37 protein-coding genes are annotated in these 24,488 nt (G+C 62.6%); 4 read left to right on the top strand and 33 right to left on the bottom strand.

Going from position 1 to position 24,488, the window contains the following annotated elements; translation table 11 throughout:
- Window positions 1–65 precede the first annotated feature (65 nt).
- Window positions 66–443 (bottom strand): helix-turn-helix domain-containing protein, encoded by a 378-nt coding sequence (locus KJQ96_RS08925; protein WP_065748174.1) that lies wholly within the window; start codon window positions 441–443, stop codon window positions 66–68.
- A 129-nt stretch (window positions 444–572) separates the two neighbouring features.
- On the opposite strand from KJQ96_RS08925, the gene KJQ96_RS08920 reads away from it, so the two are divergent.
- The 4 genes from KJQ96_RS08920 to KJQ96_RS08905 all read left to right on the top strand — a co-directional run bounded on the left by KJQ96_RS08920 (window position 573) and on the right by KJQ96_RS08905 (window position 4,853).
- Complete coding sequence (locus KJQ96_RS08920; protein ID WP_213286292.1) at window positions 573–1,586, top strand: zinc-binding alcohol dehydrogenase family protein; 1,014 nt, start codon at window positions 573–575, stop codon at window positions 1,584–1,586.
- Between the two features lie 128 nt (window positions 1,587–1,714).
- Window positions 1,715–2,692, top strand: coding sequence for a tripartite tricarboxylate transporter substrate binding protein (locus KJQ96_RS08915; RefSeq protein WP_249733882.1), 978 nt, complete (start codon window positions 1,715–1,717; stop codon window positions 2,690–2,692).
- Between the two features lie 7 nt (window positions 2,693–2,699).
- On the top strand, window positions 2,700–4,193 hold the full coding sequence (locus KJQ96_RS08910) for an amidase (RefSeq protein WP_213286291.1): 1,494 nt from the start codon (window positions 2,700–2,702) through the stop codon (window positions 4,191–4,193).
- A 291-nt stretch (window positions 4,194–4,484) separates the two neighbouring features.
- Window positions 4,485–4,853, top strand: coding sequence for a hypothetical protein (locus KJQ96_RS08905; protein WP_213286290.1), 369 nt, complete (start codon window positions 4,485–4,487; stop codon window positions 4,851–4,853).
- Window positions 4,854–4,918: 65 nt separating this feature from the next.
- Here the strand turns inward: KJQ96_RS08905 and KJQ96_RS08900 are convergent, their stop codons facing one another.
- The 32 genes from KJQ96_RS08900 to fusA all read right to left on the bottom strand — a co-directional run bounded on the left by KJQ96_RS08900 (window position 4,919) and on the right by fusA (window position 24,467).
- Entirely contained in the window at window positions 4,919–5,263 is a 345-nt protein-coding gene (locus KJQ96_RS08900) for a DUF1236 domain-containing protein (protein ID WP_213286289.1), read from the bottom strand.
- A 149-nt stretch (window positions 5,264–5,412) separates the two neighbouring features.
- Window positions 5,413–5,712: a DUF1330 domain-containing protein gene (locus KJQ96_RS08895; RefSeq protein ID WP_213286288.1), complete on the bottom strand. Its 300-nt coding sequence runs from the start codon at window positions 5,710–5,712 to the stop codon at window positions 5,413–5,415.
- Window positions 5,713–5,739: 27 nt separating this feature from the next.
- Complete coding sequence (gene greA, locus KJQ96_RS08890) at window positions 5,740–6,198, bottom strand: transcription elongation factor GreA (RefSeq protein WP_213286287.1); 459 nt, start codon at window positions 6,196–6,198, stop codon at window positions 5,740–5,742.
- Window positions 6,199–6,326: 128 nt separating this feature from the next.
- Window positions 6,327–6,743, bottom strand: coding sequence for a 50S ribosomal protein L17 (gene rplQ, locus KJQ96_RS08885; RefSeq protein ID WP_213286286.1), 417 nt, complete (start codon window positions 6,741–6,743; stop codon window positions 6,327–6,329).
- 159 nt (window positions 6,744–6,902) lie between these two features.
- Complete coding sequence (locus KJQ96_RS08880) at window positions 6,903–7,943, bottom strand: DNA-directed RNA polymerase subunit alpha (protein WP_176722005.1); 1,041 nt, start codon at window positions 7,941–7,943, stop codon at window positions 6,903–6,905.
- Window positions 7,944–8,053: 110 nt separating this feature from the next.
- A complete protein-coding gene (gene rpsK / locus KJQ96_RS08875; RefSeq protein WP_006021048.1) occupies window positions 8,054–8,443 on the bottom strand; it encodes a 30S ribosomal protein S11 in 390 nt (129 codons plus the stop codon).
- 127 nt (window positions 8,444–8,570) lie between these two features.
- The gene (gene rpsM / locus KJQ96_RS08870) at window positions 8,571–8,939 is read right to left on the bottom strand and encodes a 30S ribosomal protein S13 (protein WP_028349038.1); all 369 of its coding nucleotides are present in this window, start codon (window positions 8,937–8,939) and stop codon (window positions 8,571–8,573) included.
- Window positions 8,940–9,123: 184 nt separating this feature from the next.
- The gene (locus tag KJQ96_RS08865; RefSeq protein ID WP_213286285.1) at window positions 9,124–9,984 is read right to left on the bottom strand and encodes an adenylate kinase; all 861 of its coding nucleotides are present in this window, start codon (window positions 9,982–9,984) and stop codon (window positions 9,124–9,126) included.
- Window positions 9,985–10,055: 71 nt separating this feature from the next.
- Window positions 10,056–11,387: a preprotein translocase subunit SecY gene (gene secY / locus KJQ96_RS08860; RefSeq protein ID WP_213286284.1), complete on the bottom strand. Its 1,332-nt coding sequence runs from the start codon at window positions 11,385–11,387 to the stop codon at window positions 10,056–10,058.
- Between the two features lie 135 nt (window positions 11,388–11,522).
- Window positions 11,523–12,008 (bottom strand): 50S ribosomal protein L15, encoded by a 486-nt coding sequence (gene rplO / locus KJQ96_RS08855; RefSeq protein WP_213286283.1) that lies wholly within the window; start codon window positions 12,006–12,008, stop codon window positions 11,523–11,525.
- A 16-nt stretch (window positions 12,009–12,024) separates the two neighbouring features.
- Entirely contained in the window at window positions 12,025–12,219 is a 195-nt protein-coding gene (gene rpmD, locus KJQ96_RS08850; protein ID WP_028349042.1) for a 50S ribosomal protein L30, read from the bottom strand.
- Between the two features lie 37 nt (window positions 12,220–12,256).
- On the bottom strand, window positions 12,257–12,832 hold the full coding sequence (gene rpsE, locus KJQ96_RS08845) for a 30S ribosomal protein S5 (RefSeq protein ID WP_028349043.1): 576 nt from the start codon (window positions 12,830–12,832) through the stop codon (window positions 12,257–12,259).
- Window positions 12,833–12,894: 62 nt separating this feature from the next.
- On the bottom strand, window positions 12,895–13,254 hold the full coding sequence (rplR, locus tag KJQ96_RS08840; protein ID WP_065728824.1) for a 50S ribosomal protein L18: 360 nt from the start codon (window positions 13,252–13,254) through the stop codon (window positions 12,895–12,897).
- Window positions 13,255–13,265: 11 nt separating this feature from the next.
- Window positions 13,266–13,799 (bottom strand): 50S ribosomal protein L6, encoded by a 534-nt coding sequence (gene rplF / locus KJQ96_RS08835; protein WP_213286282.1) that lies wholly within the window; start codon window positions 13,797–13,799, stop codon window positions 13,266–13,268.
- 16 nt (window positions 13,800–13,815) lie between these two features.
- Window positions 13,816–14,214, bottom strand: coding sequence for a 30S ribosomal protein S8 (gene rpsH, locus KJQ96_RS08830; RefSeq protein WP_028349046.1), 399 nt, complete (start codon window positions 14,212–14,214; stop codon window positions 13,816–13,818).
- A 14-nt stretch (window positions 14,215–14,228) separates the two neighbouring features.
- Window positions 14,229–14,534, bottom strand: coding sequence for a 30S ribosomal protein S14 (gene rpsN / locus KJQ96_RS08825; protein WP_028349047.1), 306 nt, complete (start codon window positions 14,532–14,534; stop codon window positions 14,229–14,231).
- A 43-nt stretch (window positions 14,535–14,577) separates the two neighbouring features.
- Window positions 14,578–15,135, bottom strand: a complete 558-nt coding sequence (rplE, locus tag KJQ96_RS08820) for a 50S ribosomal protein L5 (protein ID WP_213286281.1) — start codon at window positions 15,133–15,135, stop codon at window positions 14,578–14,580.
- Window positions 15,128–15,442, bottom strand: a complete 315-nt coding sequence (rplX, locus tag KJQ96_RS08815; RefSeq protein WP_213286280.1) for a 50S ribosomal protein L24 — start codon at window positions 15,440–15,442, stop codon at window positions 15,128–15,130. The genes rplE and rplX overlap by 8 nt, the downstream gene beginning before the upstream one ends.
- Window positions 15,442–15,810 carry a 50S ribosomal protein L14 gene (gene rplN, locus KJQ96_RS08810; protein ID WP_011473865.1) on the bottom strand — a complete coding sequence of 123 codons (369 nt, stop codon included), beginning with the start codon at window positions 15,808–15,810 and terminating at the stop codon, window positions 15,442–15,444. Before rplN ends, rplX begins: the two co-directional genes overlap by 1 nt.
- Before the next feature lie 84 nt (window positions 15,811–15,894).
- Window positions 15,895–16,143: a 30S ribosomal protein S17 gene (gene rpsQ, locus KJQ96_RS08805; RefSeq protein ID WP_028349050.1), complete on the bottom strand. Its 249-nt coding sequence runs from the start codon at window positions 16,141–16,143 to the stop codon at window positions 15,895–15,897.
- Between the two features lie 11 nt (window positions 16,144–16,154).
- Window positions 16,155–16,361, bottom strand: coding sequence for a 50S ribosomal protein L29 (rpmC, locus tag KJQ96_RS08800; RefSeq protein ID WP_028349051.1), 207 nt, complete (start codon window positions 16,359–16,361; stop codon window positions 16,155–16,157).
- Between the two features lie 5 nt (window positions 16,362–16,366).
- Window positions 16,367–16,780 carry a 50S ribosomal protein L16 gene (gene rplP, locus KJQ96_RS08795; protein ID WP_028349052.1) on the bottom strand — a complete coding sequence of 138 codons (414 nt, stop codon included), beginning with the start codon at window positions 16,778–16,780 and terminating at the stop codon, window positions 16,367–16,369.
- Between the two features lie 30 nt (window positions 16,781–16,810).
- Window positions 16,811–17,515 (bottom strand): 30S ribosomal protein S3, encoded by a 705-nt coding sequence (gene rpsC / locus KJQ96_RS08790; RefSeq protein ID WP_057843581.1) that lies wholly within the window; start codon window positions 17,513–17,515, stop codon window positions 16,811–16,813.
- A gap of 19 nt (window positions 17,516–17,534) precedes the next feature.
- Window positions 17,535–17,921 carry a 50S ribosomal protein L22 gene (gene rplV / locus KJQ96_RS08785; RefSeq protein ID WP_028349054.1) on the bottom strand — a complete coding sequence of 129 codons (387 nt, stop codon included), beginning with the start codon at window positions 17,919–17,921 and terminating at the stop codon, window positions 17,535–17,537.
- A gap of 10 nt (window positions 17,922–17,931) precedes the next feature.
- Window positions 17,932–18,210, bottom strand: coding sequence for a 30S ribosomal protein S19 (gene rpsS / locus KJQ96_RS08780; RefSeq protein WP_025588653.1), 279 nt, complete (start codon window positions 18,208–18,210; stop codon window positions 17,932–17,934).
- 12 nt (window positions 18,211–18,222) lie between these two features.
- A complete protein-coding gene (gene rplB, locus KJQ96_RS08775) occupies window positions 18,223–19,056 on the bottom strand; it encodes a 50S ribosomal protein L2 (RefSeq protein WP_028349055.1) in 834 nt (277 codons plus the stop codon).
- A gap of 12 nt (window positions 19,057–19,068) precedes the next feature.
- Complete coding sequence (locus KJQ96_RS08770; protein ID WP_028349056.1) at window positions 19,069–19,368, bottom strand: 50S ribosomal protein L23; 300 nt, start codon at window positions 19,366–19,368, stop codon at window positions 19,069–19,071.
- Window positions 19,365–19,985: a 50S ribosomal protein L4 gene (rplD, locus tag KJQ96_RS08765; protein WP_213286279.1), complete on the bottom strand. Its 621-nt coding sequence runs from the start codon at window positions 19,983–19,985 to the stop codon at window positions 19,365–19,367. Before rplD ends, KJQ96_RS08770 begins: the two co-directional genes overlap by 4 nt.
- 1 nt (window position 19,986) lies before the next feature.
- The gene (gene rplC, locus KJQ96_RS08760; RefSeq protein WP_213286278.1) at window positions 19,987–20,709 is read right to left on the bottom strand and encodes a 50S ribosomal protein L3; all 723 of its coding nucleotides are present in this window, start codon (window positions 20,707–20,709) and stop codon (window positions 19,987–19,989) included.
- Between the two features lie 52 nt (window positions 20,710–20,761).
- The gene (rpsJ, locus tag KJQ96_RS08755) at window positions 20,762–21,070 is read right to left on the bottom strand and encodes a 30S ribosomal protein S10 (protein WP_002712302.1); all 309 of its coding nucleotides are present in this window, start codon (window positions 21,068–21,070) and stop codon (window positions 20,762–20,764) included.
- A gap of 93 nt (window positions 21,071–21,163) precedes the next feature.
- Window positions 21,164–22,354, bottom strand: coding sequence for an elongation factor Tu (gene tuf / locus KJQ96_RS08750; protein WP_213286277.1), 1,191 nt, complete (start codon window positions 22,352–22,354; stop codon window positions 21,164–21,166).
- A gap of 40 nt (window positions 22,355–22,394) precedes the next feature.
- Window positions 22,395–24,467 carry an elongation factor G gene (gene fusA, locus KJQ96_RS08745; RefSeq protein ID WP_213286276.1) on the bottom strand — a complete coding sequence of 691 codons (2,073 nt, stop codon included), beginning with the start codon at window positions 24,465–24,467 and terminating at the stop codon, window positions 22,395–22,397.
- Window positions 24,468–24,488: the final 21 nt, after the last annotated feature.

Below are 24,488 nucleotides of genomic sequence, written 5' to 3'. Positions count from 1 at the left end.
TGATGGCCTCAGATATAGATGCGAGGCAGTAACGAGAGAAGATAAGGCGGTACACGATACTGCCGTCAGGCCGCGCGATCGGGCACTTTCGCAGTGTCGGAGGCCGGCGCACAGGATAGCCTTTCCTGATGGCCCTCGCCCCATGCCCTGAGCGTCTCGATCACGGGCCGCAGGCTCTCGCCGATCTCCGACAGCGTGTATTCGACCCGCGGCGGCACCTCGGCGTAGACCTTGCGGATCACGAGTTTGTCGTCCTCGAGCGCGCGAAGCTGCTTGGTCAGCATGCGCTGGGTAATCCCCGGCATCCGCCGCCGCAACTCCCCAAAACGCTGAGTGCCGGCCTGCAGGTGAAACAGGATCACGCCTTTCCACTTGCCGTCGATCAGATCGAGCGTCGCTTCAACCGCGCAGCCCGGCCGACGGGCAAAATTCCGCCGTTTCATGAGTTTTTCCTGGAATTTCCCCAATAGTATCCAAACAGGGACTAGTTCCCCAAATTTACAGTACTTGCCAAGCGGATGCTAGAGCGACAGTTAGGCAATCAACCTGTCAAACACGGAGGAGGCACGGACATGAAGGCCGTCGGATACAAAAAATCGCTTCCCATCGAAGATGCAAATGCGCTGATTGACTTTGAGGCCGCCAAGCCGGAACCGACGGGCCGCGACATCCGCGTCGCCGTCAAGGCGATCTCGGCCAACCCGGTCGATTACAAGGTCCGCAAGCGCGCCGCCCCGCCCGAGGGCGAAACGAAAATCCTGGGCTACGACGCTGCCGGCATCGTCGATGCTGTCGGCCCGGACGTAACGCTGTTCAAGGCAGGTGACGAAGTGTTTTACGCCGGCTCGATCCTGCGCCAGGGGACGAACGCGGAATTTCACCTGGTCGACGAGCGGATCGTCGGCAAGAAGCCGAAATCGCTGTCGTTCGCGCAGGCCGCGGCACTGCCGCTGACCTCGATCACCGCCTGGGAATTGCTGTTCGACCGGCTCGGCGCCGCACCGGGCAAGAGCCTCGATCCGCGCACGTTGCTGATCACCGGCGGCGCCGGCGGCGTCGGCTCGATCCTGATCCAGCTCGCGCGCCGCCTCACCGGGCTGACGGTGGTCGCTACCGCGACGCGTCCGGAGTCGCAGAAATGGTGCCGCGATCTCGGCGCGCATGCGGTGATCGATCATTCCCAGCCGATGAAAGAGCAGATCGAAAAGTTGAAGGTGCCGCCGGTCGCGCTGGTCGCGAGCCTCACCTTCACCGACCAGCACTACAAGGCGATCGCCGATTTCATCGCGCCGCAAGGCAAGTTCGGCCTGATCGACGATCCCCCGGAATTCACCGTCTCCGCCTTCAAGGGCAAGGCGGTCTCGATCCACTGGGAATCGATGTTCACGCGCTCGTCATTCCAGACGCCTGACATGATTGCGCAGCACCACCTCCTGAACGACGTCTCCGACCTCCTCGACAAGAGCGTGCTGCGCACCACGCTCGACCAGACCTTTGGCACCATCAACGCCGCCAACCTGAAGCGCGCGCACGCGCTGCTGGAGAGCGGCAAGTCGCGCGGCAAGATCGTGCTGGAGGGCTGGTAGCGGCCCAACAATGGGGTTGATCTGGAGGTCGATTCAAGGGAGCCTGTTCCATCGATCCGGGATGGCTGTCGCCGAAAAGCCCCGGCGCGAATTGCCGGGGAACACGGAAGACAGGAGACCTGTTCGACATGATACGAATGTTTCTGGCGGCCGCGCTGGCGTCGTCCTGCGTGGTCGGTTGCGCGTCGATCGCAACGGCACAAGGCAGTTACCCCGAAAAATCGCTGCAGTTGATTGTGCCCTATCCGGCGGGCGGAGCTGGCGACGTCGTCGGGCGCATCATTGCTGGCGAGCTCGAGACGCGTCTGGGCAAGCCCGTGATCGTGCTCAATCGCCCGGGCGGCGGCACGACGATCGCCGCCAAAGAGGTCGCCAACGCGGCAGCGGACGGTTACACACTGCTCACCAGTTCGAATTCGACCTTCACCCTGCAGCACGCCGTGAAGGAGAACGTGCCGTACGATAGCGGCAGGGATTTCGAGCCGATCGCCCAGACCGGTACCCTGACCATGGTGCTGGTCACCCATCGCGACAGCCCGATCAAGGACGTAGCGGCGCTTGTCGCGGCGGCGAAGGCCAATCCCGACAAGCTGTCGCTGGCGTCCTTCGGCGTGGCCACCATCTCGCATTTCGCCGGCGAGCTGTTCAAATCGAGTGCCGGCATCAAGATGGTGCACCTGCCCTACAAGGGTAGCGCGCCGGCGATGAACGACCTGATAGGCAAGCACATCGAGTACCACGTAGACACCGTGATCGCGATCAGGCCGCAGCTCGAAGCCGGCACGGTTCGCCCGCTGGCAGTGTTTTCCGCCAAGCGGTCGCCGTTCCTTCCCGACGTTCCGACTCTCGCCGAACTCGGTTATCCGAACATCGACCTCGTCTCCTGGGGTACCGTGGTCGCGCCCAAGGGAATCCCTCCGGCCATACGTGACCGGTTGGCCTCGGCGCTAGAAGAGGCAATCGCAAGTCCTTCGGTGATCGAGCGCTTTAAGAAGGTCGGGTACGAAGCCGGCTTCAAGCGCTATTCGGACTGGCCGGGATTCATCGCCAAGGAAACGGCCGAGATGAAGGAACTGGCCCGCAAGGGCGGGATCAAGGAAGAGTAACCCTGATATGACCGAGCCGTGCGATCTGCCCGCGGTAACGGCCCGGGCCCTGATCGGCGAGCGCAAGCTTTCGCCGGTCGAACTCATGGACAGTTGCATCCGCCGCATCGAGGAAATCGATCCAGCGGTCAATGCGATCATCGCACGCTCCTTCGAGTCCGCGCGCGCGGCGGCGCGGGAAAGCGAAGCTGCCATGATGCGCGGCGATGCGCTCGGGCCGCTGCATGGGCTTCCGCTCGGGGTCAAGGATCTGATCGACGCCAAGGGGCTGCCGACGAGCTTCGGCAGCATGCTGTTCGCCGACAACATGGCGGCCGAGGATGAGGCGATCGTCGCAATGCTCAAGCACGCCGGCGCTATCGTCATCGGCAAGACCAACGTCCCCGAATGGGGCGCAGGCGGCAACACACGCAATGCGCTTCATGGCGCCACCGGCAATCCGTTTGATCCCGAGCGCTCCGCCGCCGGCTCGTCCGGCGGATCGGCGGTAGCGCTTGCGACCGGCATGGTGCCGCTGGCGACCGGTTCGGATACCGGCGGCTCGGTCAGGAACCCCGCCGCCTTTTGCGGTGTCGTCGGATTCCGCCCCTCCCCCGGGCTGATCGCCAGCAACAGCCGCAATATGGCCTGGCTGCAGATCTCGCAACTCGGGCCGATGGCGAGAAACGTATCGGACGCCTGCCTGATGCTTTCCTGCATGCTGGATCGCGACGCGCGCGATCCGTTGTCGGCCATCCTTCACGCCGCAGGAACGCCGGTGTGCGAGACCTATCGCGATCCGCCACGGACCGATCTCGCCAGCTTGCGCATCGCGGCGACCTGCGATTTCGGGTTTGCGCCGACGGAACGCGTCATCGCCGAGACGTTCAAAACGAAGCTCGCGACGTTCGGATCGGCATTCCGCCGCGTCGCATGGACCCATCCGGATTGCAGCCATGCCGACGAGGTGTTCCGGATCTTGCGCGCCGTCGCATTTCTGGGCCGGCACCGAGAGCTTGCCGAGAAATATCCGGACAAAGTTGGTCCCAACATTCGCGACAACGTGGCCGAGGGGCTCGGCTATTCCGCCCTCGACGTGGCACGCGCGCTTTCGCTGCAGACCGCGCTTTATCGGAGCTGGCAGGAATTTTTCGGCGAGCACGATTTTATCATCGCGCCGACCGTCACGATCAGCCCGCGGCCCTGGTCCGAGCTTTACCCGGCTGCCATCGACGGCATACCGACGAAAAGCTATTTCCACTGGCTGGCGCTGGCCTATGCCGTGACCAATGCCGGACACCCGGCGGTGGCGATACCGGCCGGCCGCGACGGCGCCGGATTGCCGTTCGGCATCCAGATCATCGGTCCGCGAGGCGGCGACGTCGCGACGCTTTCGGTCGCCCGCGAGATCGAGGCACAGCTTGAAGCCAATCCGGAGACGGCCCGTCCCGTCCCCGACCTCGCCTGGCTGCGCCGACAGCCTCCGATTTCCGGCCGGCCAGGTTTTCTGGATTTCGACTGAAGGCGATATTCATCCGTGCTGGCTTTGAGACATTTGCCGCGCGAAATTGCCGCCTTAGGGCCGTGCGGAACACGCGCTCCGGCGAACGGTTCCGGAGTCGAAAAATGCGGCATCGCCCCGCGCCGGCGGCTTCATCGAAAGCCGCCTCCTGAACGCGCGTTCATCAAAATTAAATCCGCCGCGAAGCCCTTTGGAAGCCGACACTTACGCAACGAACTTCACTCGAAAGTGTTTAGCGAGTCTCCCGTTATGTGAAAAGTTTGCCTGTGTAATTACGGAAAGGAGTAGTCCATGAGAAAGGCACCTTTGGCTTTAGCCGCAGCGGCGGTCTTGGGCTTGACCGCGGTAACGGCGCCGTCGCCGGCAGAGGCCCACTGGCGCGGTGGGGGATTTTTCCCGGCCGTGGCTGGCGGACTGATCGCGGGCGCGGTGATCGGCGGACTGGCTTCGAGCGCCTACGCCTATGGTCCAGGTTACGGATATTATGGTTATCCGCGCTATTACGGCGGTTATGCGCCGGTCTACTACGGCGGATATTACGACGAGCCTTATTATCCCGTTGTTCGGTACCGTCGCGTGGTTCGCCCGGCGTTCGCCTACTATGGCGGTCCGCGATTTTATGGTCCGCGGTATTACGGCGGCTACTGGCGTCGCTGGTGATCCAGCAAAATGAAAAAGGGCCGCCAGACATGGCGGCCCTTTTTGCATGGAGCGACGAGAGCACCTCAGTCGATCTCATGCACCACCGTACGCGTGGCGGGGTCGACCAGCATCACGCGATTGTTCGAGTACACATAGCGATACTTCGTCACTGACGGGCCCCAATCCGAAGGCACTGCCTCGAGTTCGACGTCAGTCGGCACCTTGGCGCCCACCACGATCCTTTCACGCGTTTCCACCGGACGGATCTTGCGCTCGGTCACGTAGCTCTTGATCTTCGTGCGATATTCCGGCTCGATCCGAACCGTGGCGCCTGCAGCTCCGGTCGTCGTCTCAACCGTGGTAGTCTGTGCATTGGCCACCGTCGCAACCAGCGACGCTGCCGCCGCAATCATGAACAGCTTCTTCATCTAGTTCCTCCTCAAACCGCATAAGCGCGGTTACAGGAAAAACAGATTTTCCACTCACTTGTTCCGGGAAGAATGCGGCACAGCAACGCGTTGAGCGCACAGCAATATCACCGACGCACCCGTTGTCAGCGCGACATTGCAGTGCAAGCTCAAGCCGACGGGACGCCCTCAACGAAGATCAGCCGCCGAGCGAACGCGGTCTGTCGCACGTTCAGAGCCTCCGCGTATTCCGGCGAGGCGTACCATTCGCGCAAACGCTCCATCGTCGGAAATTCGACAACAATGACGTTTTTCGGCGGTGGGCCACCTTTGATCAAATTGGCGGCGCCGCCACGGATCAGATAGCGGCCGCCATAATGCGCGGTCGCCTTCGCGGCGAGGCTGCGATAGACTTCGAACTCTGCCGGATCGCGCACATCATCGACTTCGGAAATAACGTAAGCTGACATCCTTCGCCTCACGGACGGTGTTACGCATCACCGGATTTCGACGATCTCCGCTTCGCTTCCGGCTATGGCGACGACATCGCCGACACTCTTGCCGAACAGCGCGCGCGCCAGCGGTGAGCCGTGCGAGATCGTGCCGTGCGCAGGTTCGGCCTCGTCTTCGCCGACGATCCGGAACGTCTGTCGCCGGTCGTCCTCGCGCACGATGGTGACGGTGTGACCGAAGCGCACGACAGAATTGTCTAATGGCGCGGGGGCCACCCTTGCCGTGGCGCGGCGAGCATTCCAATAGCGGAAGTCACGGCGAGCGCTGGCCAGCGCCGCGCGATCGCCGGCGGATTGCGCCGCAGCCTGGGCCGCCTCGGCCGCGGCCAACGCCTGCTCGATCCGGCGGAGACCTTCAGCCGTCACGTCGTTCGGAAGATCGGAGATTGGCCGGTCAGGCAGACCTTCGACGTCCTCGGTATCCTTGACGAACGCCCTACTCATGCATGTCAAACGTTTGGCGACCCGAGACGTTCCGGTGAAGTTCCGCGCCGGCCGCGATCGCGGGCGTGTCGGGCAAATAAAAAAGCGGCGCTTTAAGCGCCGCTTTTGAAAACTGCGATTCAGACGAGTTACGCCGCTTCGGCGGACCTCTCCTCCACCGGACCGGAATCCTGGCCCTTGGCGTCGACGTCGCGGTCGACAAATTCGATCACGGCCATCGGGGCGTTGTCGCCGTAGCGGAAGCCGGCCTTGATGATGCGGGTATAGCCGCCCTGGCGGTCCTTGTAGCGGGGCGCCAGCGTGTCGAACAGCTTCTTGACCTGATCGACGTCGCGCATTTCGGAGATCGCCTGGCGGCGCATGGCCAGCCCACCCTTCTTGCCGAGGGTGACGAGCTTCTCGACGATGGGGCGCAGTTCTTTGGCCTTCGGCAGCGTGGTGACGATCTGCTCGTGCTTGATCAGCGCGGCGCACATGTTGGCGAACATCGCGCGGCGATGCTCGGCGGTGCGGTTGAGCTTACGATGAACCTTGCCGTGACGCATTGATGCATTCCTTGATTTGTCTTCGTCGCGACGGTTCGTCGGACTTGTTGCTCAGGTGGGCTGCCTGCGTTCGCCCCAGTCATTCCGGGGCGCGCGTGAGCGCGAACCCGGAATCTCGAGATTCCGGATCGCCGCTTCGCGACGTCCGGAATGACGAAATCAGTAGTGATCCTCGAAGCGCTTGGCGAGCTCGTCGATATTCTCCGGCGGCCAGCCCGGCACTTCCATGCCGAGATGCAGACCCATCTGGGCCAGCACTTCCTTGATCTCGTTCAGCGACTTGCGGCCGAAGTTCGGGGTGCGGAGCATTTCCGCTTCCGACTTCTGCACGAGGTCGCCGATGTAGACGATGTTGTCGTTCTTCAGGCAGTTTGCCGAACGCACCGACAGCTCGAGCTCGTCGACCTTCTTGAGGAACGCCGGGTTGAAGGCGAGATCGGGGATGATCTCCTGCGCGACTTCCTTGCGTGGCTCTTCGAAGTTCACGAACACGTTGAGCTGATCCTGCAGGATGCGCGCGGCATAGGCCACCGCGTCCTCCGGCGAGATCGCGCCGTTGGTCTCGATCGTCATGGTCAGCTTGTCGTAGTCGAGGATCTGGCCCTCGCGGGTGTTCTCGACCTTGTAGGAGACCTTGCGCACGGGCGAGAACAGGCTGTCGACCGGGATCAGGCCGATCGGCGCATCCTCGGGCCGGTTGCGCTCGGCGGCGACGTAGCCCTTGCCGGCGGCGACCGTGAACTCCATGCGGATTTCAGCGCCCTCGTCCAGCGTGCAGATCTGCAGCTCGGGATTGAGCACCACGATGTCGCCGACGGTCTGGATATCACCGGCGGTGACGACGCCCGGACCCGACTTCTTCACGACCATGCGCTTGGGGCCTTCGCCCTGCATCTTGATCGAGATGTCCTTGATGTTGAGCACGATGTCGGTGACGTCCTCGCGAACGCCCGCGATCGAGGAGAACTCGTGCAGCACGCCGTCGATGTGCACCGACTGCACGGCGGCGCCCTGCAGCGACGACAACAGGATGCGGCGCAGCGCGTTACCGAGCGTCTGGCCGAAACCGCGCTCGAGCGGCTCGGCGACAACGGTCGCAAACCGGGTCGCATCGCCGCCCGGCGTTACCTGCAGCTTGTTCGGTCGAATAAGTTCTTGCCAATTTTTCTGGATCGTCACTTTGTCACCCCTTCGGGTCAATAGACCGGCCAGTCGATCCGCCTTCAGATCACTGGCGTTGGAGATCGCGGATCAGTCCGCGGAAAATTCCAAAAGCAATCGCGAGCGGCAGAACCGCCCGCGACCAGATATCAAACACGCCGACGCTTGCGCGGACGGCAACCATTGTGCGGGATCGTCGTCACGTCGCGGATAGACGTGACGGTGAAGCCCGCGGCCTGCAGCGCGCGAAGCGCCGATTCGCGGCCCGAACCGGGGCCGGCAACTTCCACTTCCAGCGTGCGCATGCCGTGTTCCTGCGCCTTCTTGGAAACGTCTTCAGCCGCGACCTGCGCGGCATAGGGGGTCGACTTGCGCGAGCCCTTGAAACCCATCGTGCCGGCCGAGGACCAGGCAATGGTATTGCCCTGCGCGTCGGTGATGGTGATGGTCGTGTTGTTGAAGGACGAATTCACGTGCGCGATGCCGGAGGCGATGTTCTTGCGTTCGCGACGGCGGACGCGGGTGGCTTCCTTGCCCATTACCTTAAAACCTTCCTGTGATCTCAAACGCCGCCGTACTGCCAGCGGCTACACCTAAAAACGCGATGGCGAATGGCGAGCAGCGAATAGATTTCTGTTCGCCATTCCCTATTCGCAATTTGCCGAATTACTTCTTCTTGCCGGCGATCGACTTGGCCGGACCCTTGCGCGTGCGCGCATTGGTGTGGGTGCGCTGACCGCGCACCGGAAGACCGCGGCGATGACGCAGGCCGCGATAGCAGCCGAGGTCCATCAGGCGCTTGATGTTGATGCCGGTCTCGCGGCGAAGGTCGCCTTCAACGAGATAGTCGCGGTCGATGACTTCGCGGATCTGCAGGACTTCCTGGTCGCTCAACTGGCTGACGCGACGATCAGCCGGGATCTTGACCTTCTCCATGATCTCGGACGCGTTCTTCTGGCCGATGCCATGGATGTACTGGAGCGCGATCAGAACGCGCTTGTTGGTCGGGATATTCACGCCGGCAATACGGGCCACGGACTTCTCTCCTGTCGCCGATCCCTCATGGATCGGGCTATGTTCTTGCTAACTCGGGCAGGTGTCCGCAAACGCGAACACGACGCCCTCCCCTCATCTCTTTCGGGGCCCGGCATCGTCATAAAACTATCCGACTTGGATGCGGGGCATATTAAAGGATTCAACTCGGTTTCGTCAACCGCCTCTATCGCTTAGCTCGCTTTTTCGTGACTTTTTTGGCCGCTTTTCGGACGGTCTTTTGGGCGCTTGCGCCCCCTCGCCCTCTGGCCGCCGAAACGGCCTTCCGAGCAGCCTTCTTGTTGCCAACCGTTTTGGCTGCCCTGGAGGCCGGTTTGGCGGCCTTACGCGCCGTTTTGACGGCCTTCTTGGCGGTTTTGGCAGCCTTTTTGGCTGCCGGCCTGGCAGTCTTCCGCGCGGCTGCCTTGGCCTTCCGGGCCGGCGCCACCTTGGGTTCCAGCGCGCCTACAGCGGAGAGGATCCGGTTAACCTCCCGGGTAACCTGCTCGATGGTCATCATCCCGTCGACGGTCGCCAGCTTCCGCCGCTCGGAATAGTAGTGAATCAGCGGCTCCGTCTGCGACCGGTAGGCAGCGAGTCGTTTGGTCAGCACTTCCGGCGTGTCGTCAACACGCACCTCCTCGCCGCGCGCCAGCATCTCGGCGACGCGGGTTTCGACGCGCTGTAACAACGCGCTCTCATTGACGCGCAGTTCGACCACCGCGTCGAGCTTGAGATGCTTTTTCTTTAAGAGCTCATCCAGCGCCTCAGCCTGCGGTACGGTGCGCGGGAACCCATCGAGGACGAAGCCTTTGGCCGCGTCCGGCTGATCGATTCTGTCAGAAATGATTCCGACTACGACGTCATCAGGCACGAGCTGGCCGTTTGCCATGAGGTCCTTGGCCTTCAACCCGACCGGCGTTTCGGCGGCTACGGCCGCGCGCAGCATCTCGCCGGTCGAGAGCTGCACAATCCCATAGCGCTGCACCAGCCGCTGCGCCTGCGTGCCCTTTCCCGACCCCGGCGGTCCCAAAAGGATCAATCTCATGACTATTCGCCCCCCGGCTTGGTGAGCGAAACACCGCACACCTTGTCTTGAATTTCAGAGCGCTCCGCTGATCAGCGACGGCGGCCCCTCAGCTTGGATTTCCGGATCAGCCCCTCATACTGATGGGCCAATAGATAACCCTGCACCTGCGCCACCGTATCCATGGTCACGCTGACCACGATCAGAAGCGAGGTTCCGCCGAAATAGAACGGCACCGAGGCATAGGAAATCAGGATTTCGGGAATCAGACACACGATCGCCAGATAGATCGCGCCCAGCACAGTGACGCGCGACAGCACGTAGTCGATGTACTCGGCGGTGCGTTCGCCCGGACGAATGCCCGGTATGAAGCCGCCATGCTTCTTCAGATTGTCTGCGGTCTCGGTCGGGTTGAACACGATCGCGGTGTAGAAGAACGCAAAGAACACGATCAGGCCCAGATAGAGAATCAGGAACAGCGGACGGCCGTGGCTGAGCTGGGTGTTGAGCCACTGGAACCATTCCGGACCCTGGCCGGCGTTGAAGTTTGCGACGGTCGCCGGCAGCAGCAACAGCGACGAGGCGAAGATCGGCGGGATCACGCCCGAGGTGTTGAGCTTGAGCGGCAGATGCGAGGACTGGCCCTCGAACATCTTGTTGCCGACCTGTCGCTTCGGATACTGGATCAGAAGCCTGCGCTGCGCGCGCTCCATGAACACGATGAAGGCGATCACGACGACCGCCATCACGATCACGAGAAGGATCAGACCAGTCGACAGCGCGCCCTGGCGTCCCAATTCCAGCATGTTGGCGAGAGCAGACGGCAGCTCGGCAACGATGCCGGCCAGGATGATCAGCGAAATACCGTTGCCGATGCCGCGCGAGGTGATCTGCTCGCCGAGCCACATCAGGAACATGGTGCCGCCGGTCAGCGTGACCGTGGTGGAAATCAGGAAGAACATCCCGGGCTCGCTGACCACGTTGCCGGCGCCCTGGAGGCCGACGGCGATGCCATAGGCCTGGAACGTTGCGAGAATCACCGTGAGGTAGCGGGTATACTGGTTCAGCGTCTTGCGGCCCGCCTCGCCTTCCTTCTTCAAGGCTTCGAGCTTGGGCGATACGGTGGTCAGGAGCTGGATGATGATCGATGCCGAGATGTACGGCATGATGTTCAGCGCGAAGATCGCCATGCGGTTGATGCCGCCGCCGGCGAACATGTTGAACATGCCGAGGATGCCGCCGGCCTGCGACTTAAACACCTGCTCCCAGGCCGCGGGATCGATGCCGGGCAGCGGGATATAGGTGCCGAGCCGATAAACAAGCAGCGCACCCAGCGTAAACCAGATGCGCTTCTTCAGTTCGTCGGCTTTGGCCAAAGCGCCGAAATTGAGGTTTGCCGCAAGTTGTTCTGCTGCTGAGACCATGTTCAGGCTTTCTCCCGCCGCCTCCCAGGCCGACGCCCCTTCGCGGGCAATCGGCAGACGCCGGACATTATTTGGTGCGCGGCTTCGATAAGTCCACTGGTCTATGCCCGCGATCAGGCGGGCATGACGCAGATGTTACGCCGCCTCGCCTTCCTTCTTGGCCGGGGCCAGAATCTTCACCGTGCCGCCGGCCTTCTCGACCGCTTCGACCGCGGATTTCGAGGCGCCATACACCTCGATCGCGAGCTTGGCCTTGAGTTCGCCGCGGCCGAGCAGCCGCAGGCCGTCCTTGGCACGGCGGATCACGCCAGCCTTTATCAGCGATTCAACCGTCACGGTTTCCTTGGTGTCGACCAGCTTGGCGTCGATCGCCTCCTGCAGCCGGTCGAGATTGATCTCGGCAAAGTCGAGCCGGAAGATGTTGTTGAAGCCACGCTTCGGCAGGCGGCGATGCAGCGGCATCTGGCCGCCCTCGAAGCCCTTGATGCGCACGCCCGAACGCGCGGTCTGGCCCTTGCCGCCGCGGCCCGAAGTCTTGCCCTTGCCGGAACCGATGCCACGGCCGACGCGCATGCGCTTTTTGCGCGAGCCGGCGTTGTCGGCGATATCGCTGAGCTTCATCGCCCTGTCTCCTTACTTACTTCTCGCCGACGATGCGGACGAGATGTTGAACCTTGCTGATCATGCCGCGAACTTCAGGGGTGTCCTGCAGCTCGGCAACCCGGCCGATCTTGTTGAGCTTGAGGCCGATCAGCGTCGAACGCTGCGAGTGGTGGCGGCGGATCGCGCTGCCGGTCTGCTCGACCTTGATCGTCTTTGCGGCCTTGGCCATCGTCTTAACTCCAAAGAGCGCTTGAAATTCGCGCCGGTTATTCAGCCACCACTTCGGCGTCGCCGCCGACGCGGCGCGATTGCAGCGTGGACACCTTGATGTTGCGGCGCGCGGCGACCGAACGCGGCGAATCCTGATGCTTCAGCGCGTCGAAGGTCGCGCGAACCATGTTGTAGGGATTCGACGAGCCGATCGACTTCGCCACCACGTCCTGGATGCCGAGCGTCTCGAATACCGCGCGCATCGGGCCGCCGGCGATGATGCCGGTACCGGCCGGAGCGGCGCGCAGGTAGACGCGGCCGGCGCCGTGACGGCCGGCGATGTCGTGATGCAGCGTGCGGCCTTCGCGCAGCGCCACGCGCGTCAGATTGCGCTTGGCCGACTCGGTCGCCTTGCGGATCGCCTCGGGCACTTCGCGCGCCTTGCCGTGGCCGAAACCGACCCGGCCCTTCTGGTCGCCAATTACGACCAGCGCTGCAAAGCCGAAGCGCTTGCCGCCCTTGACGACCTTCGCCACGCGATTGATGTGGACGAGCTTGTCGACGAACTCGCTGTCGCGCTCCTCGCGATCCCTGCTCCGTTCGCGTCCGCCGCGTTCGCGTTCACCTGCCATGGTGTTTTCCAATCTTTAGGGGAAGAAAGCCCCTGTCCTCGTAATTATCCAAAACCGTTTCGTTAGAAGCTCAGTCCGCTTTCGCGGGCGGCGTCCGCGAGCGCCTTGACGCGCCCGTGGTAGAGATAGCTGCCGCGATCGAACACCACTTCCTTGACGCCGTTCTTCACGGCGCGTTCCGCCAGCAGCTTGCCGACCGCCTTGGCCGCATCGATGTTGGCGCCGGTGTTGCCGGCCTCGCGCATGGTCTTTTCCAGCGACGAGGCGGAAGCCAGCGTCTCGCCCTTCAGGTCGTCGATGACCTGGGCGTAGATGTGCTTCGACGAACGGAACACCGACAGACGCGGGCGCCCATTGGCGGACCGGCGCAGCGAGTTGCGCACTCGCTGCTTGCGCCGGGCATTCGTGACCTTGAGTGACATGACCGGCTCCGTTACTTCTTCTTGCCTTCCTTGCGGAAGATGAATTCATTGGCGTACTTCACGCCCTTGCCCTTGTAGGGCTCCGGCGGGCGGTAGGCGCGGATCTCGGCAGCGACCTGCCCGACGCGCTGGGAATCGGTGCCCGAAATCGTGATCTCGGTCGGCTTCGGCACCGCGATGGTGATGCCTTCCGGGATCGCATAGACCACGTCGTGGCTGTAGCCGAGCGCGAGCTGCAGGTTCTTGCCCTGCATCGCGGCGCGATAGCCGACGCCGGTGATCTCGAGCTTCTTCTCAAAGCCCTTGGTGACGCCCTCGACCAGGTTCGCCACCTGCGCGCGCGCAGTGCCATACATGGCCTGCGCACGGTTGGTCTTGAACTTCGGCGCGACCGTGACCTCGCCCTTCTCGAACTTCACCTCGACGTCGTCATGCACGACGAACTGAAGCTGGCCCTTCGGCCCCTTCACCTTGACGGTCTGTCCCTCGACGGTCGCCGTCACACCGGACGGGATCGCCACAGGCCGTTTGCCAACACGTGACATGGCTAAAAATCCTTCCTCAGAACACCGTGAAGAGAACTTCGCCGCCCACATTCGCGTCTCGCGCGGCGTGGTCGGCCATGATTCCCTTCGGCGTCGACAACACCGAAATGCCGAGACCGTTGTTCACGCGCGGCAGGTTCTTCACCGAGGCGTAAACCCGGCGGCCCGGCTTCGAGACCCGCTCGATCTCGCGAATGACGGGCTCGCCGTCGAAATACTTCAACTCGATCTCGAGTTCGCTGCGGCCCGAGGCATGCTCCACGCTGGCATAGCCGCGGATGTAGCCCTCGGCCTTCAGCACTTCGAGCACGCTGGCGCGCATCTTCGAGCCCGGGGTCGAAACCTTGGACTTCGAACGCATCTGCGCGTTGCGGATGCGGGTGATGAGATCGGAGATCGGATCGTGCGTTGACATCGTGACGACCCTCCTTACCAGCTCGACTTCACGAGCCCGGGAACCAGGCCCTTGGAGCCGAGTTCACGCAGCGCGATGCGGGAAAGCTTGTTCTTGCGGTAGTTCGAGCGCGGACGGCCGGTCAGTTCGCAGCGGTTGCGAATCCGCGTGGTCGACGAGTTGCGCGGCATCTGGGCGAGCTTCAGCGTCGCCGCAAACCGCTCTTCCATCGGCTTGGTCTTGTCGGCGATGATCGCCTTCAGCTTCGCACGCTGCGGGGCGGCGTTCTTGGCCATCCGCTTGCGCCGGTTGTTCTTCTCGATCGAACTCTTCTTTGCCATGCTTGGCTCCTGGGTTTCCGCGTTTGAGAGGCTTAGCTGCGTCTCACTGCCGGAACGGGAAATTGAATGCGGTCAACAAGGCGCGCGCCTCGTCGTCGGTCTTCGCCGTGGTGCAGACCGTGATGTCCATGCCGCGGGCTTCCGAAACCTTGTCGAAATCGATTTCGGGGAAAATGATGTGCTCCTTGAGGCCGAGCGAATAGTTGCCGCGGCCATCGAAGCTCTTCGGATTGAGGCCACGGAAGTCGCGCACGCGCGGCAGCGCCACGTTCACCAGGCGATCGATGAACTCGTACATCCGCGCCTTACGCAGCGTGACCTTGCAGCCGATCGGCTGGTTCTCGCGCAGCTTGAAGGTCGCGATCGCGATCCGCGAATAGGTCACGATCGCCTTCTGGCCGGCGATCTGCGTCAGTTCGGCAGCCGCGGTCTCGGCCTTTTTGCGGTCGTTGACGGCATCGCCGACACCCATGTTGAGCACGACCTTGTCCAGCCGCGGCACCTGCATGACGTTGGCATAGCCGAACTGTTCGGTCAGCTTGCCGCGAATGCTTTTGTCATACTCCGCGCGCAGGCGCGGCACGTAAGCGGTATCAGCCATCGATCTCTGCTCCCGAGCTCTTGGCAATGCGTACCTTCTTGCCATCAGCCTGAATCTTGAAGCCCACGCGGGTCGGCTTTCCGTCCTTGCCGACATAGGCGAGGTTGGACAGGTGGATCGGCGACTCCTTGGAGATGATGCCGCCTTCCTGGTTCTGGGTCTGCTTCTGGTGACGCTTCACTATGTTGACGCCGCGCACCAGCGCCTTGTTCTCGGCGGGGCGGACCTCGAAGACTTCGCCGGTGCGACCCTTGTCGCGACCGGTCAGCACCATGACCTTGTCACCTTTCCGGATCTTGGCAGCCATCACAGCACCTCCGGCGCAAGCGAAATGATTTTCATGTGGTTCTTGGCGCGAAGCTCGCGCGGCACCGGCCCGAAGATACGGGTGCCGACCGGCTCCGACTGGTTGTTGATCAAGACGGCGGCGTTGCGGTCGAAGCGGATGACCGAACCGTCGGCGCGGCGGATGTCCTTGCGGACCCGCACCACGACGGCCTTCATCACGTCGCCCTTCTTCACCTTGCCGCGCGGAATCGCTTCCTTGATCGACACAACGATAACGTCGCCCACGGTGGCATAGCGGCGCTTGGAGCCCCCCAGCACCTTGATGCACATGACACGGCGTGCGCCTGAATTGTCGGCCACGTCGAGGTTGGTCTGCATCTGAATCATTGATGCACCTCGTCCTCTTTCTGATGCGCTCGAATTAGCGCCTAAAATTTTCCCGAATACTCATCCGGCCAGGCCGAACGAATCTCAGGCGGTTTTCTTCTGTTCGCCCCGGACCACGGTCCAGCGCTTCAACTTCGAGATCGGCTTGCTCTCCTCGATCCACACCATGTCGCCCGGCTTGAACTCGCCGTTCTCGTCATGCGCGTGGTAGTTCTTGGAGCGGCGGATCGTCTTCTTGTAGATCGGATGGGTGAAGCGGCGATCGACGCGCACCACCACCGTCTTGGCTTGCTTGTCGCTCACGACCACGCCCTGAAGGGTACGTTTCGGCATAATACGGCCTCTTACTTCTTCTTCGCGCGAACCTGCGCGGCGATGGTCTTGATGCGGGCGATATCGCGGCGGGCTTCGCGCAGCCGCGATGTGTTTTCCAACTGCCCGGTGGCGCGCTGGAAACGCAGGTTGAAGCGTTCCTTCTTCAGATTGAGGACGGCATCCTCCCTCTGGTCGTCGCTCATCGCGCGGATGTCTTCAACTTTCATCGGGGCCATGAGTGTTACTCCGCAATGCGCGCGACGAAGCGCGTCTTGATCGGCAGCTTGGCGGCGGCGAGCGTGAGCGCTTCCCTCGCGGTCTGCACGTTGACGCCGTCGATCTCGAAAATCACCCGGCCGGGCTTGACCCGCGCCACCCACAATTCCGGCGTTCCCTTGCCGGAGCCCATGCGGACTTCGGCGGGCTTCTTCGACACCGGCACGTCCGGGAACACGCGGATCCAGACGCGGCCGGCGCGCTTCATGTGGCGGGTCAGCGCGCGGCGCGCGGCTTCGATCTGGCGGGCAGTGACGCGCTCGGGCGCCATCGCCTTCAGGCCGAACTGGCCGAACGACAACGTCGCACCCGAAGTCGCAACGCCGTGGATACGGCCCTTATGCGCCTTCCGGAACTTCGTTTTCTTTGGTTGCATCATGGCTTTGAGCCCTCAAACCTTCCTAATGTCTCACGCTGCGGCGGTGTCGCGGCGCGGACGCGCGGTATCGCCTTCGGCCATCTTCTTGTCCTGGGCCATCGGATCGTGCTCGAGGATCTCGCCCTTGAAGATCCAGACCTTGACGCCGCAGGTGCCGAACGTGGTGAACGCCGTCGCAACGCCGTAATCGACGTCGGCGCGCAGCGTGTGCAGCGGCACGCGGCCCTCGCGATACCACTCCATGCGCGCGATTTCGGCGCCGCCGAGACGGCCCGAGCAGTTGATGCGGATGCCTTCGGCGCCAAGACGCATCGCCGATTGCACCGCCCGCTTCATGGCGCGGCGGAAAGCCACGCGGCGCTCGAGCTGCTGCGCAATCGATTCGGCAACCAGGGTGGCGTCGAGTTCGGGCTTGCGGATTTCGACGATGTTGATGACGACGTCGGAAGCCGTGATATCGGCAACCCGCTTGCGCAGCTTGTCGATGTCGGCGCCCTTCTTGCCGATCACGACGCCCGGACGCGCCGAGTGGATCGTCACGCGGCACTTCTTGTGCGGACGCTCGATCACGATGCGGGCTACAGCCGCCTGCTTGAGCTCCTTGTGCAGGATCTCGCGGATCTTGACGTCTTCATGCAAGAGCTTGCCGTATTCGTTCTTGCCGGCGAACCAACGCGAATCCCACGTGCGGTTGATGCCGAGACGCAGACCGATTGGATTGATCTTTTGACCCATCGTTTTCTCCCGCGCCGCTTTAAGCGCTTGCCTCGGCCTCGACCTGACGAACCACGATGGTCAGGTGCGAGAACGGTTTATAGATACGGCCCGAACGGCCACGGCCGCGGGGCGAAAAACGCTTCATGACGATGCCGTTGCCGACATGGGCCTCGGCGACGACGAGATCGTCGACCTCAAGGTCATGGTTGTTCTCGGCGTTCGCGATCGCCGATTCCAGGCACTTCTTGACGTCGACCGCGATCCGCTTGCGCGAGAACTGCAGGTCGGCGAGCGCAGCAGATGCCTTCCGGCCGCGGATCAACTGCGCGACAAGATTGAGCTTCTGCGGGCTGACGCGCAGCATCCGGGCGACTGCCTTGGCCTCGTTGTCCGCGAGGCTACGTTCGCGCTTTGGTTTGCTCATCGTCTATTCCTCAAGCCTTCTTGGCTTTCTTGTCGCCAGAGTGGCCATGGAAGGTACGGGTCGGCGAGAACTCGCCGAACTTGTGACCCACCATTTCCTCGTTGACCGAGACCGGCACGTGCTTCTGGCCGTTGTAGACGCCGAACACCAGGCCGACGAACTGCGGCAGGATGGTCGAGCGGCGGCTCCAGATCTTGATGACGTCGTGACGGCCGGACGCGCGCGCAGCATCTGCCTTCTTGAGCAGAGAGGCTTCGACGAACGGGCCTTTCCAGACTGAACGAACCATGTCCGGCGTTCCTTACTTCTTCCGCTTGTGGCGGCTTAGGAGGATGAATCGATTGGTCGACTTATTCGAACGGGTCTTCTTGCCCTTGGTCGGCTTGCCCCACGGCGTGACCGGGTGGCGGCCGCCCGAGGTGCGGCCTTCGCCGCCGCCGTGCGGATGGTCGATCGGGTTCATGACGACGCCGCGGTTATGCGGACGCCAGCCCAGCCAGCGGGTGCGGCCGGCCTTGCCGATCGAAATGTTCATGTGATCGGGGTTCGACACCGCTCCGATGGTGCCGCGGCAACGGCCGTGCACCAGGCGCTGTTCGCCCGAGTTCAGGCGCAGAATGACATATTCCTGATCGCGGCCGACGATCTGGGCGTAGGTGCCGGCGGAACGCGCGATCTGGCCGCCCTTCCCGATCTTCATCTCGATGTTGTGGACGATCGTGCCGACCGGCATGTTGCCGAGCGGCATGACGTTGCCGGGTTTCACGTCGACATAGTTGCCGGCAACCACCGTGTCGCCCACGGCCAGCCGCTGCGGCGCCAGGATGTAGGCCTGCTCGCCGTCCTGATACTTGATCAGCGCGATGAACGCGGTGCGGTTCGGATCATATTCCAGCCGCTCGACGACAGCGGGAACGTCGACCTTGTTCCGCTTGAAATCCACCAGGCGGTAGGCCTTCTTGTGGCCGCCGCCGCGGAAGCGCACGGTGATGCGGCCGGTGTTGTTGCGGCCGCCATTGCCGAGCTTGCCCTCGGTCAGCGCCTTCACCGGCTTGCCCTTGTAGAGCGCCGAACGGTCGACCATCACCAGCTGGCGCTGGCCCGGCGTCGTCGGATTGTATGTTTTCAATGCCATCGCTGTGTCGCCTTATAGTCCGGTGGTGACGTCGATGCGGTGGCCCTCTTCGAGGGTCACGACAGCCCGCTTGACGTCCGACTGCGAACCGAAATTGCCGCGGAACACCTTGGTCTTGCCCTTGCGGACCAGGGTGTTCACGCTCTTCACCTTGACGTCGAACAGCTTCTCGACGGCTTCCTTGATTTGCGGCTTGGTCGCCTTGCTGGCGACCTTGAACACGACCTTGTTGTGCTCGGACGCTACCGTCGCCTTTTCGGTGACGACGGGGGCTACGATCACGTCGTAATGGCGCGGATCGATATTCTTCATTTGAAGCGCGCCTCCAGCGCATCGACTGCCGCCTTCGTCAGCACGAGCTTCTGACGGCGCAGAATGTCGTAGACGTTGATGCCCTGGATCGGCAGCACGTCAATGTTCGGAATGTTGCGGGCCGCGGTCGCGAAACCGTTGTTGAGCTCGGCGCCGTCGATGATCAGCGCGTTGGTGAGCCCAAGGCCGTTGAAATGGCCGACCAGCGCCTTGGTCTTGGCTTCCTTGACCTGCGCGCTGTCGATCACGATCAGGCCGCCGTCCTTGGCCTTCGCCGACAAAGCATGCTTGAGCGCAAGCGCGCGCACCTTCTTCGGCAGGTCGGTCGCGTGGGAGCGAACCACCGGACCGAACGCACGGCCACCGCCGCGGAACTGCGGCACGCGGGCCGAGCCGTGACGGGCGCCGCCGGTGCCCTTCTGCTTGTACATCTTCTTGCCGGTGCGCCAGATTTCGGCGCGCCCCTTCGCCTTGTGCGTGCCGGCCTGGCGCTTGTTGAGCTGCCATTGCACGCAGCGCTGGATGATGTCGGCGCGCGGCTCTAGACCGAAGATCGCGTCCGAGAGCTGGACCGATCCGGCTTCCTTACCCTCAAGCGTCGTGACTTTCAGTTCCATCTCACGCGCCCTCCTGCTCGGCCGGCGCAGCAGCAGCCTGCTCACCGCCAGCAACCCTAAACTTGCCGGGCTTCGGGGCTTCCTTCGGCAACGGCTTCTTCACGGCGTCGCGCACCGAGATCCAGCCACCTTTGGAGCCGGGAACGGCACCCTCGACCAGGATCAGACCGCGCTCGACGTCGGTCTGCACCACACGCAAATTGAGCGTAGTGATGCGATCGACACCCATGTGACCGGGCATCTTCTTGTTCTTGAAGGTCTTGCCGGGATCCTGACGACCGCCGGTCGAACCGATCGAACGGTGCGAAACCGACACACCGTGGGTGGCGCGCAGGCCACCGAAATTCCAGCGCTTCATGCCGCCGGCAAAACCCTTACCAACCGAGGTGCCGGTGACGTCAACGAACTGGCCGACCACGAAATGGTCCGCCTGGATCTCGGCGCCAACCGGAATCAGCGCATCTTCCGAGACGCGAAATTCGGCGACTTTCCGCTTGGGCTCGACCTTGGCCGCCGCAAACTGGCCGCGCTCCGCCTTGGGCAGATACACGGTCTTGCGGGTACCCGCACCGAGCTGCAGCGCGACGTACCCGTTCTTTTCGGTCGTGCAGTGGCCCAGCACCTGGCAATTGCCCAGCTTCAGCACGGTCACAGGGATATGTTCGCCGGCCTCCGTAAAGACCCGCGTCATCCCGACCTTTTGTGCGATCACTCCGGAGCGCATCGGCGTGCTTCCTGTTCTTTCTGTCCGCTAAAGTCGGACGAGCTAAAAAATCTTAGAGCTTGATCTCGACGTCGACACCGGCGGCCAGGTCGAGCTTCATCAACGCGTCGACGGTCTGCGGGGTCGGGTCGACAATGTCGAGAAGGCGCTTGTGGGTGCGCATCTCGAATTGCTCGCGGCTCTTCTTGTCGACGTGTGGCGAACGGTTGACGGTGAACTTCTCGATGCGGGTGGGCAGCGGAATGGGTCCGCGGACCTGGGCACCGGTACGTTTCGCCGTGTTCACGATCTCGCGGGTCGACGTATCGAGGATTCGATGGTCGAACGCCTTGAGACGGATGCGAATATTTTGGCCGTTCATTGCCGTTTGTCTTTCTTTGTCGCGTAGGGCGAGTGGTGAGCAGCGAATAGCGAATGGAGCTGGTCCACTCGCTACTCGCCATTCCCTATTCGCTTATTCGATGATGGCGGCGACGACGCCGGCGCCGACGGTGCGGCCGCCTTCGCGGATCGCGAAGCGCAGCTTTTCTTCCATCGCGATCGGCACGATCAGGTGCACTTCCATCGCGATGTTGTCGCCCGGCATCACCATCTCGGTGCCTTCGGGCAGGTGCACGACGCCGGTCACGTCGGTGGTGCGGAAGTAGAACTGGGGCCGGTAGTTGGTGAAGAACGGGGTGTGACGACCGCCCTCTTCCTTGGTCAGGATGTAGGCCTCAGCCTTGAACTTGGTGTGCGGCTTCACCGAACCGGGCTTCGCCAGCACCTGGCCACGCTCAACTTCCTCGCGCTTGGTGCCGCGCAGCAGCGCGCCGATATTGTCGCCGGCCTGGCCCTGATCGAGCAGCTTGCGGAACATTTCGACGCCCGTGACGATGGTCTTCTGGGTGTCGCGGAGGCCTACGATTTCGATTTCCTCGCCGACCTTGATGATGCCGCGCTCGACACGGCCGGTGACGACGGTGCCGCGGCCCGAGATCGAGAACACGTCTTCCACCGGCATCAGGAACGGCTGGTCGACCGGACGCTCCGGCTGCGGAATGTATTCGTCGACATTGCGCATCAGCTCGAGGATGGCGTCGTGGCCGAGGTTCTTGTCCTTGTCTTCGAGGGCGGCGAGCGCCGAGCCCTTGATGATCGGGATCTTGTCGCCCGGGAATTCATACTTCGAGAGCAGTTCGCGAACTTCGAGCTCGACGAGCTCGAGCAGCTCCGGATCGTCGACCATGTCGCACTTGTTCAGGAACACGACGAGCGCGGGGACGCCGACCTGACGGGCGAGCAGGATGTGCTCGCGGGTCTGCGGCATCGGGCCGTCGGCGGCCGACACGACCAGGATCGCACCATCCATCTGGGCGGCGCCGGTGATCATGTTCTTCACATAGTCGGCGTGGCCGGGGCAGTCGACGTGGGCATAGTGGCGGTTCTTCGTCTCATACTCGACGTGAGCGGTCGAGATGGTGATGCCGCGCGCCTTCTCTTCCGGCGCCTTGTCGATCTGGTCGTACGCCGTGAACGTCGCACCGCCGGTTTCAGCCAGCACCTTGGTGATCGCTGCGGTCAGCGATGTCTTGCCATGGTCGACGTGACCGATGGTTCCGATGTTGCAGTGCGGTTTAGTACGTTCAAACTTTGCTTTGGCCATTTGACTCTCCGTTCAGTCGTTAGCTTGCAACCAACGACAATCAGGCAAACTTCTTCTGGACTTCTGCCGACACGTTCGCCGGCGCTTCAGCGTAGTGATCGAATTGCATCGTGAAGGTCGCGCGTCCCTGGCTCATCGAGCGCAGGTTATTCACGTAGCCGAACATGTTCATGAGCGGCACCATCGCGTTGATGACGTTGGCGTTGCCCCGCATGTCCTGGCCCTGGATCTGGCCGCGCCGAGAATTCAGGTCGCCGATGACCGAACCGGTATAGTCTTCCGGGGTCACCACTTCGACCTTCATGATCGGCTCGAGCAGAACAGACTTGCCCTTCTGCAGCGCTTCGCGGAATGCCGCGCGCGATGCGATTTCGAAGGCCAGCGCCGACGAGTCGACGTCGTGATACTTGCCGTCGACGAGTTGAACCTTGACGTCGACCACCGGGAAGCCGGCGACCACGCCCGAGCCCATCACGCTGTTGAGGCCCTTTTCGACGCCGGGGATGTATTCCTTCGGCACCGCGCCGCCGACGATCTTGGACTCGAACTCGTAGCCCTTGCCGGGCTCGTTCGGCTCCACGATGATCGACACTTCGGCGAACTGACCGGTACCGCCGGTCTGCTTCTTGTGCGTGTACTTGACTTCAGCGCGCTTGGTGACCCGCTCGCGGAACGCCACCTGCGGCGCGCCGATGTTGGCGTCGACCTTGTAGGTGCGCTTGAGGATGTCGACTTTGATGTCGAGATGGAGTTCGCCCATGCCCTTCAAGATGGTCTGGCCGGACTCCTGGTCGGTCGACACGCGGAACGACGGATCTTCGGCAGCGAGCTTTGCCAACGCGACGCCGAGCTTTTCCTGGTCGGCCTTCGACTTCGGCTCGATCGCGATTTCGATCACCGGCTCCGGGAATTCCATCTTTTCCAGAATCACCGGCTTGTCGGGATCGCACAGCGTGTCACCGGTGCGCGCTTCCTTCAGGCCAGCCAGCGCGACGATGTCGCCGGCATAGGCTTCCTTGATGTCTTCGCGGTTGTTCGCATGCATCAACAGCATGCGGCCGATACGCTCTTTCTTCTCGCGGGTCGAATTGATGACCCCGGTGCCCGACTGCAGGATACCCGAATAGATGCGGCAGAAGGTGATGGTGCCGACGAACGGGTCGTCCATGATCTTGAACGCGAGCAGAGCCAGCGGCTCCTTGTCGTCGGCCTTGCGCACCACTTCATTGCCGTCATCGTCGGTACCCTTGATCGCGGGCACGTCGATCGGCGACGGCAGGTAGTCGACGACGGCGTCGAGCAGCGGCTGCACGCCCTTGTTCTTGAACGCCGAGCCGCACAGCACCGGATAGAATGCGCCGGTCAGCACGGCCTTGCGGATCAGCTTCTTGAGGGTCGCCTCGTCCGGCTCCTTGCCGTCGAGGTAAGCGGCCATGGCGTCGTCGTCGAGCTCGACGGCGGCTTCCACCATCTTCTCGCGGTATTCCTTGGCCTGGTCGACGAGGTCGGCCGGGATGTCGACATAGTCGAACTTGGCGCCGAGCGATTCATCGTTCCAGATGATGCCCTGCATCTTCACGAGATCGACGAGGCCCTTGAAATTGTTCTCGGCACCGATCGGAAGCTGGATCGCGATCGGCTTGGCGCCGAGGCGGTCGACGATGTCGGCCAGACACTTGAAGAAGTCGGCGCCGGTCTTGTCCATCTTGTTGGCGAAGACGATGCGCGGAACCTTGTACTTGTCGCCCTGGCGCCAGACGGTTTCAGTCTGCGGTTCGACGCCCTGGTTGGAATCGAGCACGCATACCGCGCCGTCGAGCACGCGCAGCGAACGCTCGACTTCAATGGTGAAGTCGACGTGGCCGGGGGTATCGATGATGTTCAGGCGCTTGCCGTTCCAGAACGCGGTGGTCGCAGCCGAGGTGATCGTGATGCCACGCTCCTGCTCCTGCTCCATCCAGTCCATCGTCGCGGCACCTTCGTGCACTTCGCCGATCTTGTGGCTCTTGCCGGTGTAATAGAGGATACGTTCAGTCGTCGTGGTCTTGCCGGCGTCGATATGCGCCATGATACCGAAGTTACGGTAATCCTCGATGGCATGTTGGCGGGGCATGGGCTGTTCCTTAAATCCGTT

Origin of the sequence: Bradyrhizobium sp. sGM-13 (assembly GCF_018398875.1) — a bacterium.
GTDB lineage: Bacteria > Pseudomonadota > Alphaproteobacteria > Rhizobiales > Xanthobacteraceae > Bradyrhizobium.
This window is presented reverse-complemented; position numbering and strand designations above follow the sequence as displayed.

Bases quoted from the DNA above. Each gene is read 5' to 3' on its own strand.
- greA (WP_213286287.1), bottom strand. From the start codon at position 6,198: ATGAGTAGGGCGTTCGTCAAGGATACCGAGGACGTCGAAGGTCTGCCT.
- rpmD (WP_028349042.1), bottom strand. From the start codon at position 12,219: ATGGCCAAGGCCGCAAAGACGATCAAGGTCGAGCAGACCGGCAGCGCG.
- KJQ96_RS08925 (WP_065748174.1), bottom strand. From the start codon at position 443: ATGAAACGGCGGAATTTTGCCCGTCGGCCGGGCTGCGCGGTTGAAGCG.
- rplQ (WP_213286286.1), bottom strand. From the start codon at position 6,743: ATGCGTCACGGCAAGGTTCATCGTAAGCTCAACCGCACCGCCGAGCAT.
- rplB (WP_028349055.1), bottom strand. From the start codon at position 19,056: ATGGCATTGAAAACATACAATCCGACGACGCCGGGCCAGCGCCAGCTG.
- rpsC (WP_057843581.1), bottom strand. From the start codon at position 17,515: ATGGGTCAAAAGATCAATCCAATCGGTCTGCGTCTCGGCATCAACCGC.
- KJQ96_RS08915 (WP_249733882.1), top strand. From the start codon at position 1,715: ATGATACGAATGTTTCTGGCGGCCGCGCTGGCGTCGTCCTGCGTGGTC.
- rplE (WP_213286281.1), bottom strand. From the start codon at position 15,135: ATGGCTGATACCGCTTACGTGCCGCGCCTGCGCGCGGAGTATGACAAA.
- KJQ96_RS08770 (WP_028349056.1), bottom strand. From the start codon at position 19,368: ATGAAGAATATCGATCCGCGCCATTACGACGTGATCGTAGCCCCCGTC.
- rpsQ (WP_028349050.1), bottom strand. From the start codon at position 16,143: ATGCCGAAACGTACCCTTCAGGGCGTGGTCGTGAGCGACAAGCAAGCC.
- KJQ96_RS08920 (WP_213286292.1), top strand. From the start codon at position 573: ATGAAGGCCGTCGGATACAAAAAATCGCTTCCCATCGAAGATGCAAAT.
- rplV (WP_028349054.1), bottom strand. From the start codon at position 17,921: ATGAGCAAACCAAAGCGCGAACGTAGCCTCGCGGACAACGAGGCCAAG.
- rplD (WP_213286279.1), bottom strand. From the start codon at position 19,985: ATGGAACTGAAAGTCACGACGCTTGAGGGTAAGGAAGCCGGATCGGTC.
- KJQ96_RS08905 (WP_213286290.1), top strand. From the start codon at position 4,485: ATGAGAAAGGCACCTTTGGCTTTAGCCGCAGCGGCGGTCTTGGGCTTG.
- rplN (WP_011473865.1), bottom strand. From the start codon at position 15,810: ATGATTCAGATGCAGACCAACCTCGACGTGGCCGACAATTCAGGCGCA.
- KJQ96_RS08900 (WP_213286289.1), bottom strand. From the start codon at position 5,263: ATGAAGAAGCTGTTCATGATTGCGGCGGCAGCGTCGCTGGTTGCGACG.
- KJQ96_RS08895 (WP_213286288.1), bottom strand. From the start codon at position 5,712: ATGTCAGCTTACGTTATTTCCGAAGTCGATGATGTGCGCGATCCGGCA.
- rpmC (WP_028349051.1), bottom strand. From the start codon at position 16,361: ATGGCCCCGATGAAAGTTGAAGACATCCGCGCGATGAGCGACGACCAG.
- rpsJ (WP_002712302.1), bottom strand. From the start codon at position 21,070: ATGAACGGCCAAAATATTCGCATCCGTCTCAAGGCGTTCGACCATCGA.
- rplO (WP_213286283.1), bottom strand. From the start codon at position 12,008: ATGAAGCTCAGCGATATCGCCGACAACGCCGGCTCGCGCAAAAAGCGC.
- rplR (WP_065728824.1), bottom strand. From the start codon at position 13,254: ATGTCACTCAAGGTCACGAATGCCCGGCGCAAGCAGCGAGTGCGCAAC.
- rpsN (WP_028349047.1), bottom strand. From the start codon at position 14,534: ATGGCAAAGAAGAGTTCGATCGAGAAGAACAACCGGCGCAAGCGGATG.
- rplX (WP_213286280.1), bottom strand. From the start codon at position 15,442: ATGGCTGCCAAGATCCGGAAAGGTGACAAGGTCATGGTGCTGACCGGT.
- secY (WP_213286284.1), bottom strand. From the start codon at position 11,387: ATGGTCTCAGCAGCAGAACAACTTGCGGCAAACCTCAATTTCGGCGCT.
- KJQ96_RS08910 (WP_213286291.1), top strand. From the start codon at position 2,700: ATGACCGAGCCGTGCGATCTGCCCGCGGTAACGGCCCGGGCCCTGATC.
- rplC (WP_213286278.1), bottom strand. From the start codon at position 20,709: ATGCGCTCCGGAGTGATCGCACAAAAGGTCGGGATGACGCGGGTCTTT.
- rpsE (WP_028349043.1), bottom strand. From the start codon at position 12,832: ATGGCAGGTGAACGCGAACGCGGCGGACGCGAACGGAGCAGGGATCGC.
- rplP (WP_028349052.1), bottom strand. From the start codon at position 16,780: ATGATGCAACCAAAGAAAACGAAGTTCCGGAAGGCGCATAAGGGCCGT.
- rpsS (WP_025588653.1), bottom strand. From the start codon at position 18,210: ATGGTTCGTTCAGTCTGGAAAGGCCCGTTCGTCGAAGCCTCTCTGCTC.
- fusA (WP_213286276.1), bottom strand. From the start codon at position 24,467: ATGCCCCGCCAACATGCCATCGAGGATTACCGTAACTTCGGTATCATG.
- rpsK (WP_006021048.1), bottom strand. From the start codon at position 8,443: ATGGGCAAGGAAGCCACCCGCGTCCGCCGTCGCGAACGCAAGAACATC.
- KJQ96_RS08865 (WP_213286285.1), bottom strand. From the start codon at position 9,984: ATGAGATTGATCCTTTTGGGACCGCCGGGGTCGGGAAAGGGCACGCAG.
- rplF (WP_213286282.1), bottom strand. From the start codon at position 13,799: ATGTCACGTGTTGGCAAACGGCCTGTGGCGATCCCGTCCGGTGTGACG.
- rpsH (WP_028349046.1), bottom strand. From the start codon at position 14,214: ATGTCAACGCACGATCCGATCTCCGATCTCATCACCCGCATCCGCAAC.
- tuf (WP_213286277.1), bottom strand. From the start codon at position 22,354: ATGGCCAAAGCAAAGTTTGAACGTACTAAACCGCACTGCAACATCGGA.